This is a genomic window from Pseudooceanicola sp. NS-SX8 (genome assembly GCF_057380755.1).
Genome location: NZ_CM170819.1, coordinates 2658751 through 2675089 on the forward strand (window position 1 = coordinate 2658751; position 16339 = coordinate 2675089).

A 16339-nucleotide genomic window follows, 5' to 3' on the forward strand; every position below is an offset into this window, starting at 1 on the left:
ATCTGAAATCGTTCTGTCGGCAAAGTCATGATTGCCTGCTGGGGGGCGGGATGGGGCGACTTCATGCATGCGGGAGGGAGCAAAAAAGCCCTAAGTCTTTCGACTTAGGGCTTTTTATGGCTCCGGCGGTAGGGATCGAACCTACGACCAATTGATTAACAGTCAACTGCTCTACCGCTGAGCTACGCCGGAGCATTTGGCGTTGGATGGTGGCGTCTTGTGCCCCCGTCCTGCGGTGTGGGCGGGGTATAGCAACGAGATTCCGGCTCGGCAAGGGCATTCGCGACAGAAAAGCACGTTTTTTTCGGGGCGCGAATCTGCCCTTGGCAGAGGGCGCTTCATCGCAGGCGAAAGACGGCGTCAAAGTGCAGTTTTTCAAGGGCGATGACCCGCTTTCTCTGAAATAGATCAATGAGATGGGCGAGGACGTTCCGGCTCGCTGCCGGCAGGAGGGAAGGGGAAATGTCGTCATAGATCCGCTCCGCCAGCTGGGCCGCAGTGGCGGGGCCATGGCCGAGGGCTTGCAGGATCGAGGCTTCGCGCGCTTCACGGTGCCCGATCAGCCAGGCAAGGCGCTTTTCCGGCTCGCGTATTTCGGCACCGTGCCCGGGCAGGTAGAGGCGTGCCGGCACGTCCTGCAGGCGGCGGCAGGAGGCCATGAAATCCGTGAGGTCGCCATCCGGGGGCGAAACCAGCGAGGTTGACCATCCCATGACCAGGTCGCCGGTGAAGACCGTCCCTTCGTGGACATAGCACAGATGGTTGCCGAAGTGTCCGGGCGTCCAAAGTGCCCGAAGGGTCCAGTCATCGCCCTGGATCACGTCTCCATCTTTCACGGTCACGTCTGGCAGAAAGCTTGTGTCGACACCTTCGCCTCCGCCCAGATCGGCAGTCTGAGCAAGGCGGTCCATGATGTCCGATCTGCCGGCGCGCGCATCGCCGAAGGCAAGGATTGGAGCGCCGGTCGCCTCTGACAGGGGGCGCGCCAGCGGCGAGTGGTCGAGGTGGGCATGGGTGACAAGGATGTGTGCAATCCGCTGACCCGGCTCCACTGAGGTCAGGATGGCGTCGAGGTGGCGATCATCATCGGGGCCCGGGTCAATGACGGCCAAATCACGTGTCCCGAAGAGGTAGCTGTTCGTGCCCGCGCCGGTGAAGGGGGACGGGTTAGGAGCGAGTATGCGGCGGATGCCCGGGGCAACTGACATGGCAACGCCCGGTGTAGGAGAGAATTCGTCCTGGTCCTGCATGCCGCTTTCCTCTGCCACGCGTGGTGACTAGGGTAGCGCATGTTCTTCGACTGGCTCAAACGATATGTCCCCAGAGGCCTTTACGGGCGCGCCGCGCTCATCCTGGTCTTGCCGGTGGTCACGCTTCAACTGGTGGTCTCCGTCGTGTTCATCCAAAGGCATTTCGAGGGCGTGACCGAACAGATGAGCCGTGCGGCGGGCCGCGATGTGAACCTCGTCCTGTCCGAGGTTCTGGACGGAGAGGGCCAAACGGCGGCAGAGGTGCTTGCGATGGAAGTTGCAGAGGTGCCTGCCTCGGCGGTGCCGGTCGCGGATTCGCTTCGTTGGTTCGATCTTTCGGGGCGTGTGGTGATCCGGACATTGAGGGACCAGATTGACGAGCTTGTCGCCGTGGATCTGCCCGACGATCATGACGTCAGTCTTTACCTGAAGCAGGACGGTCCGGCCGGAGGGTACCTGAAGCTGAGCTTTGCGCGTTCGCGGCTCTCGGCCTCCAACCCGCACCAACTTCTGGTGAACATGATGTTCTTCGGTGTCCTGATGACGGTGATCGCCTTCATCTACCTTCGGAATCAGCTGCGCCCCATCACACGGATGGCCGCAGCGGCCGAGGCTTTCGGGCGGGGGCGCACGATCCCCTACAAGCCGACCGGGGCTGTCGAGGTTCGGGCCGCAGGGCATGCGTTCCTGGACATGCGGGCCAGGATAGAGCGCCACATCGAGCAGAGAACTCTTCTTCTGTCGGGGGTCAGCCACGACCTGCGTACGCCGCTGACACGGATGAGGTTGGCGGTTTCCATGCTGGACGAGGCGGATCGGGTCGAGCTTGAACGCGATATCGATGACATGCAGCGCATGTTGGATGAGTTCCTGTCTTTCGCCCGGGGCACCTCGGAAGAGGTCCAGAGCAAGGTCGATCCCCTCAAGCTCGTGCAGGAGGTCGTGCACGATGCCCGACGGGCGGGGCAACCGGTCGATCTGATTCTGCAGCAGGGGGAAGGGGAAGTGTCCCTCAGCCCGGTTGCCATTCGTCGCGCGCTGGAAAACTTGGTTGGCAATGCGGTGCGCTATGGCAAGAGAGCCGAGGTGAGCGTGGAACTGAGCCCGAAGGCCTTGCGGATCCGGGTGGAGGATGACGGCCCCGGGATCCCGCCGGAGCAGCGGGAGGAGGCCATGCGCCCATTCAGCCGGCTCGACACGGCGCGCAATCAAAATCGCGGTACGGGGGTCGGTCTGGGTCTGTCGATCGCGGTGGATATCGCCCGAGCCCATGGCGGCGTCCTGCGTCTTGGTGAAAGCGAGAGACTGGGCGGGCTTTGTGCCGATCTTGTCATCGCCCGGTAGAGGAAAGGCGGGAAGGATCGCCATGTCCCGCCATGGTTGCACCTTGCCTGGACTCTGGAACATTCGCCCCTAAGATGTTGGGACCATGCACAAAGGAACGTCTTTCTGTCGCTGGTCTGCTGGGGTAAAACCGGGACGCCGCCCTCTATCGCGGCACAGAAAGAGACCACCGGATGACAGACGACGACCGCTCGTTTCCGCCCCCTCAGGAGGCTGGATTCCACAAGGCCAACTGGCCATTCTATTGGATCACCCAGACGTCCAATCGCTACATGCAGGTGATGGAGCGTCGTTTGAAGACGATCGGCATGGATGTGGCTTATTGGCGGGTGCTGATGTCGCTCTATGAGGATCAGGCGCTGTCGATTTCGGAAATTTCCAACTACTGCATCATAAAGCCGAACACGGCGACGAAGATTATCCAGCGGATGACGGTGCAGGGGCTGGTGACGACGGGACAACGGGCGAGTGACGGGCGCGTCACCGAGGTGCGGTTGACCGAAGCCGGCCACGAGATGCGTCGCAAAGCGCGCAGCATCGCCGACGAAGTGTTCATCAAGGCTTTCGAGGACCTCTCCCGCGAGGAGCAGATGGTCATGAACCTGCTGCTGGAAAAGGTCTATCGCAAACTGGACTAGATTGACGGTGGTGTGAGGGGCAGTTGGGCGCGGGCGTTCAGGCAATCGGTATGAGAGCCTTCAGTCGTCCTCGATCCCAGTCGGGCGGGGTGGGAGAGACGACGTCCCCGTGACCGTAGGCGTGTGCTATCAGTAACAAGTCATGCTGCATCTGTTCCCGTTGCGACCATTTTTGCCAATGCGTCGCATAGCGTTCGCCATTCTCAAGGAGGGCGTTCGCAGCAGTTCCAACCCGGAGCTTCCTGTTGAGTTGCTTCGTGGATCGGGCTGGAAGGTGGATCATCGAAAGCTCTGACGGGATCTTGCGCAGCAATGCCTTGGTGGAGGCGACGTGGTTGCCCATGTGAATTTCGCTCGTCTTGTGGCCGTAGCGAAGGTTGATGAACGTCTTGCCAAAGGTGGGTCCTTGATCGTGCCAGGTCAGGACCCTGTCGTCATCCGTGATTTCATGCGCGGAGGTGTCCTCCAGGATCGCATGCTGGACGTGAATGGTCAGACTTGCAGCCGCACGGTGAATCGACAACCGGCTGAGCAGGTCGGAACGATCTTTCGCGATCAGAAACTCGTCGGCATCGAGGAAAAATAGCCAGCCGTTACTATAACTTGCACTGACCTCCTGATGGATTTGCGTCATCAGTTCTGCCTGATCGTGGCTGGGTGTGTCGTAAAGTCGGAGATCGAAGCGAGGATCATTCTCCGACAGGGACAGGAGGAACTCGCGCGTGCCATCATCGGACATGTGATCGTACAGGATCACCCGGTCCGCTATGGCCGAAAGATGGCGGGTCCAGATGTCGATGATGTCGCGCTCGTTTCGGATCATGGCTCCGATGACAATCGGTCCATCAGTCACGGGCAAAAGACTGGAAATGCCGCGGCAGATCACGCGTCGGGCGGGATAGGGCGTCTTGGCCATGATGCGTCCGGCTTCATTTGTTGGAGGCAGAAAAGCCTGTCCTCTGGAAGATGTAAAGTCCGCACCGGCATGGCGCTCAGGAAAGATCGACCATCCAAGCAAGAACGCCCGCAGTGGTTTGCGGGCGTTCCTGATGGGTTTCTCGGGTGGGACGAGATCAGGCGAATTCGGGCCGCTCGCGTTTCATCTTGCGAACCATGGCATCGAAGAGCAGCGTCGCGAAGGATGCGCTTTCCTTCAGGCGCTGCGCATCCGCGGCGCACTTCTGCTTGATCTCTTCGGGCAGCTGGCTGTCGGGGCCGGGGATGGCTGCTGCCGCACACTGGATTTCCGCGGCGCGCTGGAAGGTCCAGAGGAGGAAGAAGGTCAGGGGAATGTCGGCCTCCATGCAGGCGACGCCATGGTTTTTCAGAACCAGGACGTGCTTGTCGCCAAGGGAGGAGAGCATGCGATCACGCTCTTCGTCGTAGATCGTGATCCCCTCGAAGGCATGGTAGGCGACACGACCGTACAGCTGCGCCCCGTAGAAGGAGTTGTGGTCGATTCCATAGCCTTTCATCGTGATGGCGGAAACGGGCGTGGTGTGCGTGTGCACGACGCAGCCGACGTCCGGGCGATGTTCGTGGATCACGCCATGCAGTGCGAACCCCGCCGGGTTGGGCTTGTATTCGCTCTCTCGCTTCAGCTTGCCATCGACCCCGACCACCAGAAGATTCTCAGGGGTGACTTCATCGTAGTGCAGGCCCATCGGGTTCACGAGGTAGGCGTGATCAGCGCCGGGCAGGCGAACGGAGATGTGGTTGAAGATCAGCTCGGTCCAGCCAAGATAGCTGACGAGATGGTAGAAGTCGGCCAGCTGAACGCGCAGCTCTGCCTCGGTCATGCCTTCCATCGGGTTCGACATGTCATTCATGGCGTGGTCCTTTCAAGCGAAGTATGGGTGAGAAGTCCGGACAGGGCGGCCTCGGCCGATGCGCCCGAAAGTGGCAGCGAGGGAGCCGTGTCCAGGGCCTGCACTATTGCGGAAAGGCAGGGCGTTGCGCTCGGTCCCGCGAGCGTCATTGCGGCGCGGCAGATCGCGTCGAGTTCAAGCGGCCGCCCTGCGCGGGCATCCTGAAGCATCGAGGTGGGGAAATCTCCGGCATCGCGGAACAGGTCGCCCAGCCATTGGTTGGGCGGCAGGGCCTGGCCCAGATCGGCGGAAGCCCAGGCCCGTAATTCATCCGCAACGGTGAAGGCGATCTGAAGCAGCTCCTCGCGGTGGCCAATGTCGTGCAACGTGCACCCGATCAGCGCAGAGAGGGGGTTGGTGGCGACATTCGCCATCAGCTTCACGAGGACCTTTTCGCGGATGTCCGGGCACAGGTCGGTCTTCACGCCGCCGGCATTCAACGCCTCGAGCAGCTTGTCGATGCGGTTGGCATCCGTGCCGGGGGCAACCGGGGCAAGGGAAAGCGTGGGCGTGTTCGTCGAAATTGCCCTGCCGGCTGCATCCGTCTGGACGGTCATGAGCAGGACTGCGCCCAGGATTTGTTCCGGGCGGAGCCTCCGGGCAAGCGTGCCGTCGGGATCCGTGTGCGGGACGCCGCGATCCGAGGGCAGGTAGAACCAGAAGGGCAGGCCGTTGACCATGGGAACGACCAGCGTGTTCGCCCCGATACCTGCCGCGTTGGCCTCTACCGCCGCACCAAGTTGCTGGGCCTTCACGCAGAGGAAGACGGCGTCCTGCACTTCGCTCAGGGCCTCTGTGCAAATCGGTTTCGCTTCGTGCAGCGTCCCACGATCATCCAGTGCGATGCCGTTGGTCCGGATCGCATCCAGTCTCTTGCCGCGGGCCGTCAGCGTCACCTCGGCGCCGGAGCCAGATATGAGGGCAGCCATGGCGGTGCCGATATTGCCCGCGCCAATGATCGCAATCTTCATTTCTCAACCTTTCAGGTCAGCAGCAGCACGAGGCCGGGTACCGCGGTCAGCAGCGCGACGCGGACCACGTCCATGGCCACGAAGGGCCCGAGGCCGCGAAAGATGGTGCCCAGCTTCACATCGGGAACCACGGATCGCAGGACGAAGGCATTCATGCCCACGGGCGGAGTGATGTAGGAGATCTCGGTTACCATCACGACAAAGATGCCGAACCAGATCAGGTCGATCCCCTGCGAGGCGACGATCGGATAGAAGACCGGGACGGTCAGCATGATCATCGACAGGCTTTCCAGGACGCATCCGAGGACGAGGTAGATGCACAGGATCACGAGGATGGTCACCATTGGTGTCCCCCCGAAGAGCCCAAGGAAGGCCTGAATGTCCCGGGTCATGCCCGACATGTTGACGTAGTTGGTGAAGGTCAGCGCGCCGAAGAGGATGAAGAACATCATGGCGGTGGTCTTCATGGTGTCGAAGAGAACGGAAATCATGCTCTCGAAGCTGAACTTGCCCGAAAGGATCACCAGCAAAAGGGCGCCACCGGCCCCCATGCCGGCGCTTTCGGTCGGGGTGAAGACGCCGAGGTAGATGCCGCCCATCACGAAGACGAACAGGATCAGTGCGCCTGCCGTGCCTTTAAGCGCCTTGAAGCGGTCCATCAGCGGCAGCTTCTCTTCCATCGGCAGGTCGATGCCCTGCATCCAGATCGAAATCCGGACCGCGATGGAATAGCCGATCACGCCGATGATGCCGGGGATCAGGCCGGCCATGAAGAGCTTGCCGATGTCTTGCTGGGTCATGATCCCGTAGAAGACCAGGATCACCGAGGGCGGGATCAGGATGCCGAGGGTACCGCCCGCCGCGATCGACGCGGTCGAAAGCTGATCCGGGTAGCCGAAACGGCGCATCGAGGGCAGGGCGATCCGGGTCATGGTGGCGGCGGTCGCCATGGAGGAGCCGCAGACGGAAGAGAATGCGCCGCAGGCCACGACCGTTGCCGTCGCGAGGCCGCCCTTGCGGTGGCGCAACCAGGCATAGGCCGAGGTATAGAGCTCCTCCGCGATGCCGGATTGCACCACGAAGTTGCCCATCATCAGGAAGAGGGGAAGAACGGAAAGGGAGTAGTCTCGGCCGTTGTCGAAAAAGGCCGATCCGAGAAGGGACAGGGCGGGCGTCCAGCCGATGATGGAGGCGACGCCAACAAGCCCCACGCCGGCAAGCGCGAAGGAGATCGGAACGCCCAGGAGGAGGAGGACGCTGACGACGGCCATGCCGACGGGCCAGTATGACAGGAATTCCACGGGATCAGGTCCTGTTCTTGAGCTGCTGGAAGAGCCGGTAGGTCGGTACGGCAACGGAGAGGAGGGCGCCCGCGGCGGTGCAGATCGCACAGAAGTAGCCGAGCGGAGCAATGGGGATGCGCAGCGTGTTGGTGGATCCGCCGTAGCTGCCGATCTGCGACGCATAGATCCAGATCCGCCAAGCGACGGTGGACAGGATGACGGCGGAGAATATTCCCGTGGCCATCAGTCTCCAGGGTTGGATGCGGGCAGGCAACTGGTCGGTAACAAGATCGACTGTCACATGGTCATTGGCCAGTGAAACCGCCGGCAGGCCAAGGAAGATGATCGCGGCCAGAAGCAGTTCGGTAAGCTCGGCCGCGCCGGGCAGCGGCGAATTGAAGAGGTATCGACCGATCACGTCGACGACGGTCAGCCCCATGAGCGCGGTCAGCATCAGGCCGCCGAGGATCGCCAGAACCGTCCGGAGGTTGAGCCCCGAGACGGGGGCCGACAGCATTTCTGCTGTCGGCTCTTCGGTCGCATGGATCGACGTTGTCGGTCTCATTCTGCGGCCATTTCCTTGGCGATCTCGTCCTTGAAGTAGGCGTAGGCCGCAGGAATATCGACACCGGTTTCAGCCGCTTCGGCCAGCTTGGCATCGACAATCGGCTGCAGGGCGGTCGTCCAGCTGTCCAGTTGTTCCTGGGTGGCCGGGGTGACCTCGATCTCGCCTTCCATGGCGGCGAGGCCCTTGGCGTCCTGTGCGTCCCACATCTGGCCGGCCATGCGGGCCAGTGCCTCACCGGTGACGCTGTCGATCTGGGTCTGCTCTTCCGGGGTCAGGCTGTCCCACTTGGCCTTGTTCATGACAATGTAGAACGAGGTGTTGTAGAGGCCGCCAGGCACGGAGACGCCAACGTTCAGCTGCGGAATGAGCTTGAAGAAGTTGACGGATTCGTAGGGGAAGAGGATGCCATCCGCCACACCCTGCGAAAGCAGCTCATAGGCCTTGGAAGAAGGACCTTCGACAGGGACCGCGCCCAGTTTCGTCGCGATTTCATGGACGATGCCACCGCCGACACGCAGCTTGGAGCCGTCCAGAAGATCGGTCGCGGATGCGTCGCCATCCTTCAGGAAGATTTCCCCAGGCCCGTGGGTGAAGACCGCGAGCACCTTGACCTGATCGTATTCGCCGGCGGCCTTCAGGTACTTGTCCCAGGTGTTCCAGTAGGCGACTGAGGTCGCTTCCGCGCTGTCACCGAGGAAGGGCAGTTCGGCCAGGTTGGTCGTCTTGAAACGACCGGGGTTGTAGCCCTGAACGCCAAAGGTGATGTCGGCCACGCCATTCACGGCAAAGTCGAAGTGTGCGGCGGGCGGGCCGAGAGGAGCAGGAAGGATCTGTGCGGTGACGGAACCGCCGGTCGCATCTGCGATCTGTTCGGTCATCGGGACGATCACGTCGGAGACGAGCGGGTGCGACGGCGGGAGCCAGTTTGCAACGGTCAGCACGGTGTCGGCGGAGGCTGCGCTGGCTAGCGTCAGGCTCAGCGCGGTCGCTGCGAAGAAGTGTTTCATTTTACGCGTTTCCCTGTTGGTTTGGTCATGTTGCCCCGGTGGACCCGGAGGGGGAGATGCGTGCGCCGATCAGCTCGCCGCGCGCAGATGGTGAAAGTCACGTCCGAACCAGATCAGTCCGGAGGTCTCGCCTTCGGCAAGGGCGATCGCCTCGACCTCGCAGAAAAAGACGGAGTGCGTGCCGACCTCGGATCGTGTGGTGATCCGGCAGTCGAAGGCGGCAATGGCGTCGGTCAGGACCGGGGCGCCGGTGGTGCGCGTCGTCCAACCGGTTTCTGCGAAGCGATCTTCGGTGCCGCTTTTCGCAAAGATCCCGGACAGATCCTGGTGTTGGGAGCCCAGGACGTTGACGCAAAGCGTGCCGTTCTCGGCAAAGAGGTCGTGGCTGCGATTGTTCCGGTTGACGCAGACCAGCAGCGTGGGCGGTGTGTCGGTAACCGAACAGACGGCAGAGGCCGTCATGCCGTGCCGCCCCGCCGGGCCATCCGTGGTCAGGACAGTCACGGCGGCGCCCAGGCGCGACATGCCTTCGCGGAACAGGTCCCTGATCTCCATCATCGCCTCCATCAGATATCCAGGACCAGGCGCGGGCCCTTGGCTCGGGAACAGCAGGCACAGATCAATTCGCCCTCTTCGCGTTCGTCGTCCGTCAGGAACTGGTCGCGGTGGTCGATCTCGCCTTCAAGCACATCGGTCACGCAGGTGCCACAGATTCCCTCCTCGCACTTCACCTCGATCTTGACGCCGGCCTTGGCCAGGGCCTTGGCGATGGTGTCGTCTGGGCCGACGGTGACGGTGATCCCGCTTTCTTCACAGACCACTTCGAAGCTTTCCCCAGCAGTGTCGACATCCGCCGAGAAATATTCGCGGTGGATTTGCTTCGAGGCATATCCGGCCTTTTCGGCGGCTCCAATCACCCAATCCATGAAGCCCTGCGGACCGCATACATAGATGTGGGTTCCTGCCTCCGCCTTGGGCAGATCGCGGGGGAGGTCGAGAGGTTCGGCGCCCGCGCCATCGTCATGATGCAGGACGATGTTCGCGCGGAACGGCAGGGTTTCGATCAGGTCCAGGAAGGCTGTCCGCTCCGCGGAGCGGGTGGCGTAGTGCAGGGTGAAGGGCGCGTCGCGATCATGCAATTCCCACGCCATGGCCAGCATCGGGGTCACCCCGATGCCGCCGCCGAAGAGAACCGAATTTGTCGCTGCGCCATCCAGGGGGAAGTGGTTCCTCGGACCTTCCACATGGACCTTCTCGCCCGGCTTCACCAGTTGATGGAGGGCAATCGACCCACCGCGACTTTCGGGATCCTTCAGGATCCCGAGCTTGTAGCAGCTGGCGTCCGCCGGATTTCCGCAAAGGGAGTACTGCCGCCACAGCGGACCTTCCGGAGTATCGACCAGCAGGTCGATATGGGCGCCCGCCGTGAAGGGCGGAAGCGCCCCGTCGCCCTTCAGGGTCAGTTGCATGATGTCGCCACGGTCGTCGATGCGTTCGGCAACCGTCAGGATCATGGTGTTGGTCTCGTTCATGTCCTTCATATCCTCACCGCATGAACAGGCCGCCGTTGTAGTCCCAGCAGGCGCCGTTGACGAAGGCGGCCGCAGGACTGGCGAGCATGGCAACGAGTTGACCGACGAAGGCGGGATCGCCCAGTTGGCCGACGGGAATGTTCTTCAGCATCTGGGGCATGTTCTCTCCCACCAGCTCATGCACCATCGGGCTGTCCAGGGGACCGGGAGAGATGCAGTTGCAGGTGATGCCGTACTTGGCCAGATCGCGGGCAAATACCTTGGTCAGGGTCATGATGGCCCCCTTGGAGGCCGCGTAATGCGCCCCGGTGGTGGTGCCGCCGTTCTGTCCGGCAAGGGATGCCATGTTGATGATCCGGCCATAGCCCTGGTCGATGAAGTGCCGTGCGAAGATCTGGCTGCCGGCGAAGACGCCGCCCGCGTTGATCCCCATGACCGCGTTGAAATCGGCTGGATCGATTTCCATCAGCGGCTGCGCCCTGGTGACGGCCGCGTTGTTGACCAGCACTTGGATGGAACCCCAGCGGTCCACGACCTTTTCGAGGACTGTCTGGAAGTCTTCGGGCTTGGACACATCAAGCGTGGCGGTCAGCGCCGTCTCGGAAGCAAGGTCCAGCTCTTCGGCCAGCTTGTAGGTCGCGTCGGCGTCTACGTCGGTGATGATGACGCGGAAACCGGCGGCGTGAAGGGCGCGGGTGATCTCGGCCCCGACGCCGTTTCCGGCGCCGGTGATCACGGCGGTCTGCGTGTCGAGGGGAAGGGGCTTCGACATCAGAACAGATAGCTGATCGAGGTCAGCATCCCATCGGAGTTGAGCAGGCGGATGACCTTGTCCCGGATCATGAAGCCCTCTTCGGTGACCTTCAGCTTCCAGGTGACATTGGCCGCGAACATGCGCTGACGGCCGAACTTGTCTTCGACCACGTGCTGGGCGGCGCGGACGGTGACGATGTCGCCCTCGGTGTCCGTGATGACAAAGCGCGACAGGGTGCGCACGCTGTCCGCAGGCGGGGCCGACGAGATCGAGAAGCCCGCCTGGAAGCGTTCGACGCGCATCTTGCGCATCTTGGCGTCATCGTAAGCCACGTTGAGGTAGTTGGCGAAATCGTCGCCTTCCTTTTCTACCGGGATGACGTAGTGACCACCCTCGGTCCACAAGTCCAGCCAAGCATCATATTCGCGCATGTCCAGAAGATCGGCTTCCTTCCAGAGGAATGCCACCACGTCCTGGAGGTTCACATCGGTTGCGACCATGTCTTTCATTGGTCCATCACCTTCTTCCACTGTTTGTAGGCGGCGCGCATGCCGGTTTCGGCGGAGATGTCGCCGACCGGCAGGCCATTGGCAGACGTTTTTTCGAGCCCCAGCCCACGGTTCACCATCACGTCGACGTCTTCTGCGCCGGCGGAGCCCCGCTGTACCCGTTCCCAGACTTCCGCATCGTCCGGGGAGCCGAAACCCATCGGCCCCTGGAAGTGTTCGTGCAGGCGCATCCGCATCTGGTTGGCCGCCTCGGGGCCGCCATCCATGCCAAGGGCGATGTGACGGATCTCGGTCTCATCGACCTTCACCGGGCGTAGGATGCGGAAGAAGGAGAGGGAACAGCCGGCATTCGGGAAGAGGTTCAGGTTGAATCCGCATCCACCGACAGCACGAACGATGCGGCGCACCTTCTCGTCGTCGTAGCCCTGTTCGGCCAGATCTGCCGCCAGGTCCTGGAACCGTTCGGGGATCGCCGCATCCAGGTTTTCGTCCAGGTCGATCAGTTCCGGCATCATCACCATGACGGAGTGGCCGTTGCCAAGGTCTTCGACGTAGCCGTCGTCGTCGTCCATGAACGAGAAGGTCTCGCTCGCTTCTCCGTCGAGGCTTTGCAGGAACGACTTGTGGACGATGGGGAAGTGGTAGGCGTCGGTGGTGTTTTCTAGCTGCACCTTCCAGTTCATCGGGACCTTGAACTGATGCTCTCCGAGCGTCTTGATCGGGAACCCGCCGCCTTGCTTCATGAACAGCTTGATCCAGGGCTTTGCGTTGCCCAGGAAATCTTCCAGAGGCTCCGCATCATGGTCGAAGGTGGCAAAGATCATGCCTTCGAAGATCTCGACCCGCAGCTTCTTCAGGCCGTAGTTTTCCTTCTTGAAATCATCGCTGTACCCCTCGGAGTAAGGGATCGCACGCAGGTCGCCGTTCAGCGCGTAGCCCCAGCCGTGATAGGGACACTGGAAGGAAGACGTCTTCCCCTTCTTCACCTCGCAGACGGAGGCCGCGCGGTGGCGGCAGCGGTTGACCAGAACGTGCACCTCGTTCTTGCGGTCACGCGACACGATCACGGGTTGGGTGCCAACCCAGGAAAGCTTGAAGTTGCCCTTGCCGGGGACCTCGGATTCATGGGCAACCCAGACCCAGCACTTGCCGAAGATCTTTTCCATCTCGACGTCGAAGAGCGCGGGATCTTCATACATCGGAGTGGCGACGCGGTCGCCCTTCATCAGGCTGTCGGTCTGCGGACCGCTGGGAAATTCGTCCAGGGACATTGGCTTACCTTTCAGTTGCTCGCGGCGGGTGCCGGAATTTGGGCGGGTGCGTCCCAGTCAGAGACCGGACGTGCATAGAGATTGCGGGTCGAGAAGCGGTGCATGCGCCATGCGCCTTCCTCGAAGAGAAAGTCGATTTCCAGTCGGGCGGCCATCAGGAAGCTCTGCCCGTCTTGGAAGGTGGGGGTCTGCAGCATGAGCCACCGGCCCGTCAGCGTCCCGTCCGCGTTGTGCGTGATCGCTTCCGAGGACAGAAAATGCGCGTTCATGGCGAAATGGGGCGGCGAGGTGCAGAAGGTGCCAAGCCAGCCGGTGATTGCTTCGCGCCCGTGGTGGGCGCCGAAATCCTTGGCGTAGCGGTCTCCTGCGCCGCCCCAGACCGCGCATTTGGTGAAAAGCGCACCCAGGGCGTCAAGGTTGGTGGTTGCGTCCAACCGGTCGCAGATGTCCATGTAGTCGGACAGGCAGCGACGACAGGCGCTTTCGGCCTCCAACCGGTCGAGCCGCTTCAGGATTTCGGCGGTGTCGGTCACAGGTCGGGGATCTCCAGCGCGCGGCCCATACGAGCCTCGACGGTCATGTACTTCCACAGGCGATCGTTTTCCGTCACGACGATTGTGCGCAGCAGGTTGCAGGCGGCCTGCACATCTTCGCGGGTCGGGAAGTCGGCCAGGATGTACCAGGTGTAGGGGAAGCCCTGGGTCGCGCCGACAAGGGTCTGGTCGTCGTCGAAGGTGCCGACGATGGTGACGCCTTCCATCTTGTTGATCGAAGACATCAGCTCCTGCGTGGCACGCCAGACCGGACCGATCTGATCGAAGGGAAGGGAGAAGAAGGTCGGGTGATTGTTGAAGCACAGAAGGGTGCGGATTGGCTTGATGTCGCTCATGTTTCGTTCCTGTTCGTCTGGTGGCGTTTGAAGGCTCGGGCGGGTTCAGGGGTAGCCGGGGGGCGTGTTTTCGCCGAACATCGCCGCGCCGGCGGCTGTCCATGTGCCTTCGCCCATGAAGGCGTGTTGCGCGACACAGGCTGCGTCGATCATCATCCGGCCTAGCGGGTGCCCCTGCATCATCGCGCCCGCGCCGCCCATCAGGAAGGCCTGGCGGGCAACCTCGGCACCGTCATGCGCGGCGACGGTGGATGCGAGGCGAAGCTTCACATGGGTTTCGGGGCTGACCTCTGCATTGTCCTTCAGCTCTTCCCATGCGGTGGCGGTGGCGTCGTAGAACTGGGCACGTGCACCGGCCAGCGTCCCTTCCGCCCTGGCAAGATGTGCCTGGACGTAGGGCCTGGCGCCCGGGTTCGGGGCGCCGGTGATCGATGCGCGCTGCGCCGCGTCGGACCTGATGAAGTCGAGCGCTTCGCGCGCGGCGCCAAGTGCGACGACCGCCAGGACCTGTGCGGCCAAAGCCATGGCCGGATAGCGAAAGATCGGATCATCCATCTTCGACTTGGATCCGCGAATGAAGGTCCAGTCTTCGGGGACGACCACCTTGTCGGCCACTAGGTCGTGCGATCCCGTCCCCTTGAGGCCGAGCGTGTGCCAGGTTTCGTCGATGGTGATCTTGTCCTTGGGCATGACCGCGGTACGGGGCAGGGGCGTGCCCTCTCCTTCGATCTTGATGCCTCCGCCAAGAAGGTCCGCACCCATGGAACCAGAGCACCAGGACCAACGGCCGGAGACCTCAAGCCCGCCTTCGACGCGGTAGGCCGGTTGCGGCGGGAACAGGCCGCCGGCAAACACGGTATCCGGGTTTTCGCCATAGATCTTGTCGAAGGTTTCCCCAGGCAGCGCTGCAAGATACGTCGAGGAAACGCCGAAAGAGGCAACCCAACCAGCAGAAGGATCCGCGGCGGACAGATGTTCGATCAGCTCAAGGAACTCCATCGGCGAAATTGCATCGCCGCCAAGGCGTTCGGGCACGAAGGCGCGATAAATTCCGATCTTGCGGAAGCCATCGACGATATCGTCGGGGATGTGGCGCAGGGTGTCGAATTCTGCGCGACGCGACCGGATCTCGTCACAGAGCGAGGCCAGCAGGGCTTCCTTGCCCAGGGTGGGAGCGGGTTTGTTCATTGGCTGTCCTTCGAAATGTCGGCGGGGGCGCAACGGTCGGCAAGCTTTTCGGCAAGGGCACACAGACGGGCGTCGTCCCCTTTGGCCGCGACAAGCTGAAGGCCGGCAGGCAGTCCATCCGCGGTTCGGATCGGCAGGGTCACGGCCGGGTGGCCGGACAGGTTGAATGGGCGGACCAACAGGGTCAGCGGAAGCAAGGCGCGCGGATCCGTGGCCTGGGCCAGCGTCGGGGGCACTGTCGGCATTGTCGGCAGCACAAGGGCATCGATCCCGTCCAGTGCTGCATCAACTTCGGCGGTGAAACGCGTGCGGACGGCTTCGGCCTGGGCGAGCTCTTCCGGCGTTACCGAGAGGGCCGCGCGAATCCGGGCCTGCACGTCGGGGCCAAGCGTGGCATCAGAGCGGGCGAGCTGGCCGAACTCACCGGCGAGTTCGTAGTTGATGACGGTCAGGCCGGCCCGGTAGGCATCGGCGAAGGAGGGCAGGGTGACCCGCGGCAGGTCCAGACCTGTCAGGGCAGATGAAACAGCCGTCTCGATGTCCTGATCAACGATGACGTCTTCGGGCAGCTCGATCCGGCAAAGCCTGGGTTCCGTGATTTCGGTCGGTGTGAAATCGGGCAGCATCATGGCTGCGGCTCGGCTCAGCATCGGTGCCGTGGCGGCGAATGGGCCTATGACGTCCAGCGATGAACCACGCGGAACGGCGCCCTCGCGATCGATTGCGCCGAAAGTTGTCTTGAGCCCGAAGACACCGCAGCAACACGCGGGTTGGCGGACCGAGCCACCCGTGTCCGTGCCAACCGCGAAGTCGGCCAGACCTGCCGCGACGGCTGCGGCGGAGCCCGAGGACGATCCACCCGGAATTCGGTCGGGCCAGCCCGGGTTGGGTGCGGTGCCTGCGAAGGCATTCACGCCGGTGACGCCGAAGGCAAGCTCATGCATGGTGACGGTGCCGGTTACCTGGGCGCCGTTTGCCAGCAGGGTATCGACGATGTGGGAGTGTCGCGTTTCAAGAGGCGCTTCGGCAAAGGCGGCGGAGCCACAGCGCGTCGGCAGGCCGGCAACCCCGAGGCATTCCTTTATCAGGACGGTCGGGCCGCTCTGTCCCAGGATGAGTTCATTGGTGATGATGTGGCTTGCTGGGTTGGTCATCGTCGGCTTGCTCAGAATTGATAGGTGAATGTTACCGTAAGTGGCGCTCTTCACCAGTCGCGCGTTCAATTCGGCCCGCCGATAGGCGCAATTGATCCGCGTCGATCCTCCGA

18 protein-coding genes and 1 tRNA gene are annotated in these 16339 nt (G+C 62.3%); 2 read left to right on the plus strand and 17 right to left on the minus strand.

Annotated elements, in window-relative coordinates:
* Positions 1-117 precede the first annotated feature (117 nt).
* Both AC2IR1_RS12165 and AC2IR1_RS12170 read right to left on the minus strand, forming a co-directional pair.
* Positions 118-192: transfer RNA gene (locus tag AC2IR1_RS12165), tRNA-Asn, on the minus strand.
* 146 nt (positions 193-338) lie between these two features.
* Positions 339-1250, minus strand: coding sequence for an MBL fold metallo-hydrolase (locus tag AC2IR1_RS12170; RefSeq protein ID WP_486472232.1), 912 nt, complete (start codon positions 1248-1250; stop codon positions 339-341).
* A 39-nt stretch (positions 1251-1289) separates the two neighbouring features.
* On the opposite strand from AC2IR1_RS12170, the gene AC2IR1_RS12175 reads away from it, so the two are divergent.
* Positions 1290-2594 carry an ATP-binding protein gene (locus tag AC2IR1_RS12175; protein ID WP_486472233.1) on the plus strand — a complete coding sequence of 435 codons (1305 nt, stop codon included), beginning with the start codon at positions 1290-1292 and terminating at the stop codon, positions 2592-2594.
* Positions 2595-2767: 173 nt separating this feature from the next.
* On the plus strand, positions 2768-3232 hold the full coding sequence (locus tag AC2IR1_RS12180; protein WP_486472234.1) for a MarR family winged helix-turn-helix transcriptional regulator: 465 nt from the start codon (positions 2768-2770) through the stop codon (positions 3230-3232).
* 37 nt (positions 3233-3269) lie between these two features.
* Here the strand turns inward: AC2IR1_RS12180 and AC2IR1_RS12185 are convergent, their stop codons facing one another.
* The 15 genes from AC2IR1_RS12185 to AC2IR1_RS12255 all read right to left on the minus strand — a co-directional run bounded on the left by AC2IR1_RS12185 (position 3270) and on the right by AC2IR1_RS12255 (position 16295).
* On the minus strand, positions 3270-4148 hold the full coding sequence (locus AC2IR1_RS12185) for a glycosyltransferase family 2 protein (protein WP_486472235.1): 879 nt from the start codon (positions 4146-4148) through the stop codon (positions 3270-3272).
* A 157-nt stretch (positions 4149-4305) separates the two neighbouring features.
* Complete coding sequence (locus AC2IR1_RS12190) at positions 4306-5061, minus strand: class II aldolase/adducin family protein (RefSeq protein ID WP_486472236.1); 756 nt, start codon at positions 5059-5061, stop codon at positions 4306-4308.
* Entirely contained in the window at positions 5058-6071 is a 1014-nt protein-coding gene (locus tag AC2IR1_RS12195; RefSeq protein ID WP_486472237.1) for a ketopantoate reductase family protein, read from the minus strand. Before AC2IR1_RS12195 ends, AC2IR1_RS12190 begins: the two co-directional genes overlap by 4 nt.
* A gap of 11 nt (positions 6072-6082) precedes the next feature.
* On the minus strand, positions 6083-7363 hold the full coding sequence (locus AC2IR1_RS12200) for a TRAP transporter large permease (protein WP_486476414.1): 1281 nt from the start codon (positions 7361-7363) through the stop codon (positions 6083-6085).
* 13 nt (positions 7364-7376) lie between these two features.
* Positions 7377-7919 carry a TRAP transporter small permease gene (locus tag AC2IR1_RS12205; protein ID WP_486472238.1) on the minus strand — a complete coding sequence of 181 codons (543 nt, stop codon included), beginning with the start codon at positions 7917-7919 and terminating at the stop codon, positions 7377-7379.
* Positions 7916-8929 (minus strand): TRAP transporter substrate-binding protein, encoded by a 1014-nt coding sequence (locus AC2IR1_RS12210; RefSeq protein WP_486472239.1) that lies wholly within the window; start codon positions 8927-8929, stop codon positions 7916-7918. The genes AC2IR1_RS12205 and AC2IR1_RS12210 overlap by 4 nt, the downstream gene beginning before the upstream one ends.
* 69 nt (positions 8930-8998) lie before the next feature.
* Positions 8999-9484, minus strand: a complete 486-nt coding sequence (locus AC2IR1_RS12215; protein ID WP_486472240.1) for a flavin reductase — start codon at positions 9482-9484, stop codon at positions 8999-9001.
* Positions 9485-9495: 11 nt separating this feature from the next.
* Entirely contained in the window at positions 9496-10461 is a 966-nt protein-coding gene (locus AC2IR1_RS12220) for a PDR/VanB family oxidoreductase (protein WP_486472241.1), read from the minus strand.
* A 13-nt stretch (positions 10462-10474) separates the two neighbouring features.
* Positions 10475-11233 (minus strand): SDR family NAD(P)-dependent oxidoreductase, encoded by a 759-nt coding sequence (locus AC2IR1_RS12225; protein ID WP_486472242.1) that lies wholly within the window; start codon positions 11231-11233, stop codon positions 10475-10477.
* Positions 11233-11724 carry an aromatic-ring-hydroxylating dioxygenase subunit beta gene (locus AC2IR1_RS12230; RefSeq protein ID WP_486472243.1) on the minus strand — a complete coding sequence of 164 codons (492 nt, stop codon included), beginning with the start codon at positions 11722-11724 and terminating at the stop codon, positions 11233-11235. The genes AC2IR1_RS12225 and AC2IR1_RS12230 overlap by 1 nt, the downstream gene beginning before the upstream one ends.
* Entirely contained in the window at positions 11721-12995 is a 1275-nt protein-coding gene (locus AC2IR1_RS12235; RefSeq protein WP_486472244.1) for an aromatic ring-hydroxylating oxygenase subunit alpha, read from the minus strand. The genes AC2IR1_RS12230 and AC2IR1_RS12235 overlap by 4 nt, the downstream gene beginning before the upstream one ends.
* Positions 12996-13006: 11 nt before the next feature.
* The gene (locus tag AC2IR1_RS12240; RefSeq protein ID WP_486472245.1) at positions 13007-13528 is read right to left on the minus strand and encodes a nuclear transport factor 2 family protein; all 522 of its coding nucleotides are present in this window, start codon (positions 13526-13528) and stop codon (positions 13007-13009) included.
* On the minus strand, positions 13525-13884 hold the full coding sequence (locus tag AC2IR1_RS12245) for a hypothetical protein (protein WP_486472246.1): 360 nt from the start codon (positions 13882-13884) through the stop codon (positions 13525-13527). Before AC2IR1_RS12245 ends, AC2IR1_RS12240 begins: the two co-directional genes overlap by 4 nt.
* A 45-nt stretch (positions 13885-13929) precedes the next feature.
* Positions 13930-15072, minus strand: a complete 1143-nt coding sequence (locus tag AC2IR1_RS12250; protein WP_486472247.1) for an acyl-CoA dehydrogenase family protein — start codon at positions 15070-15072, stop codon at positions 13930-13932.
* A complete protein-coding gene (locus AC2IR1_RS12255) occupies positions 15069-16295 on the minus strand; it encodes an amidase (protein ID WP_486472248.1) in 1227 nt (408 codons plus the stop codon). Before AC2IR1_RS12255 ends, AC2IR1_RS12250 begins: the two co-directional genes overlap by 4 nt.
* Positions 16296-16339 lie beyond the last annotated feature (44 nt).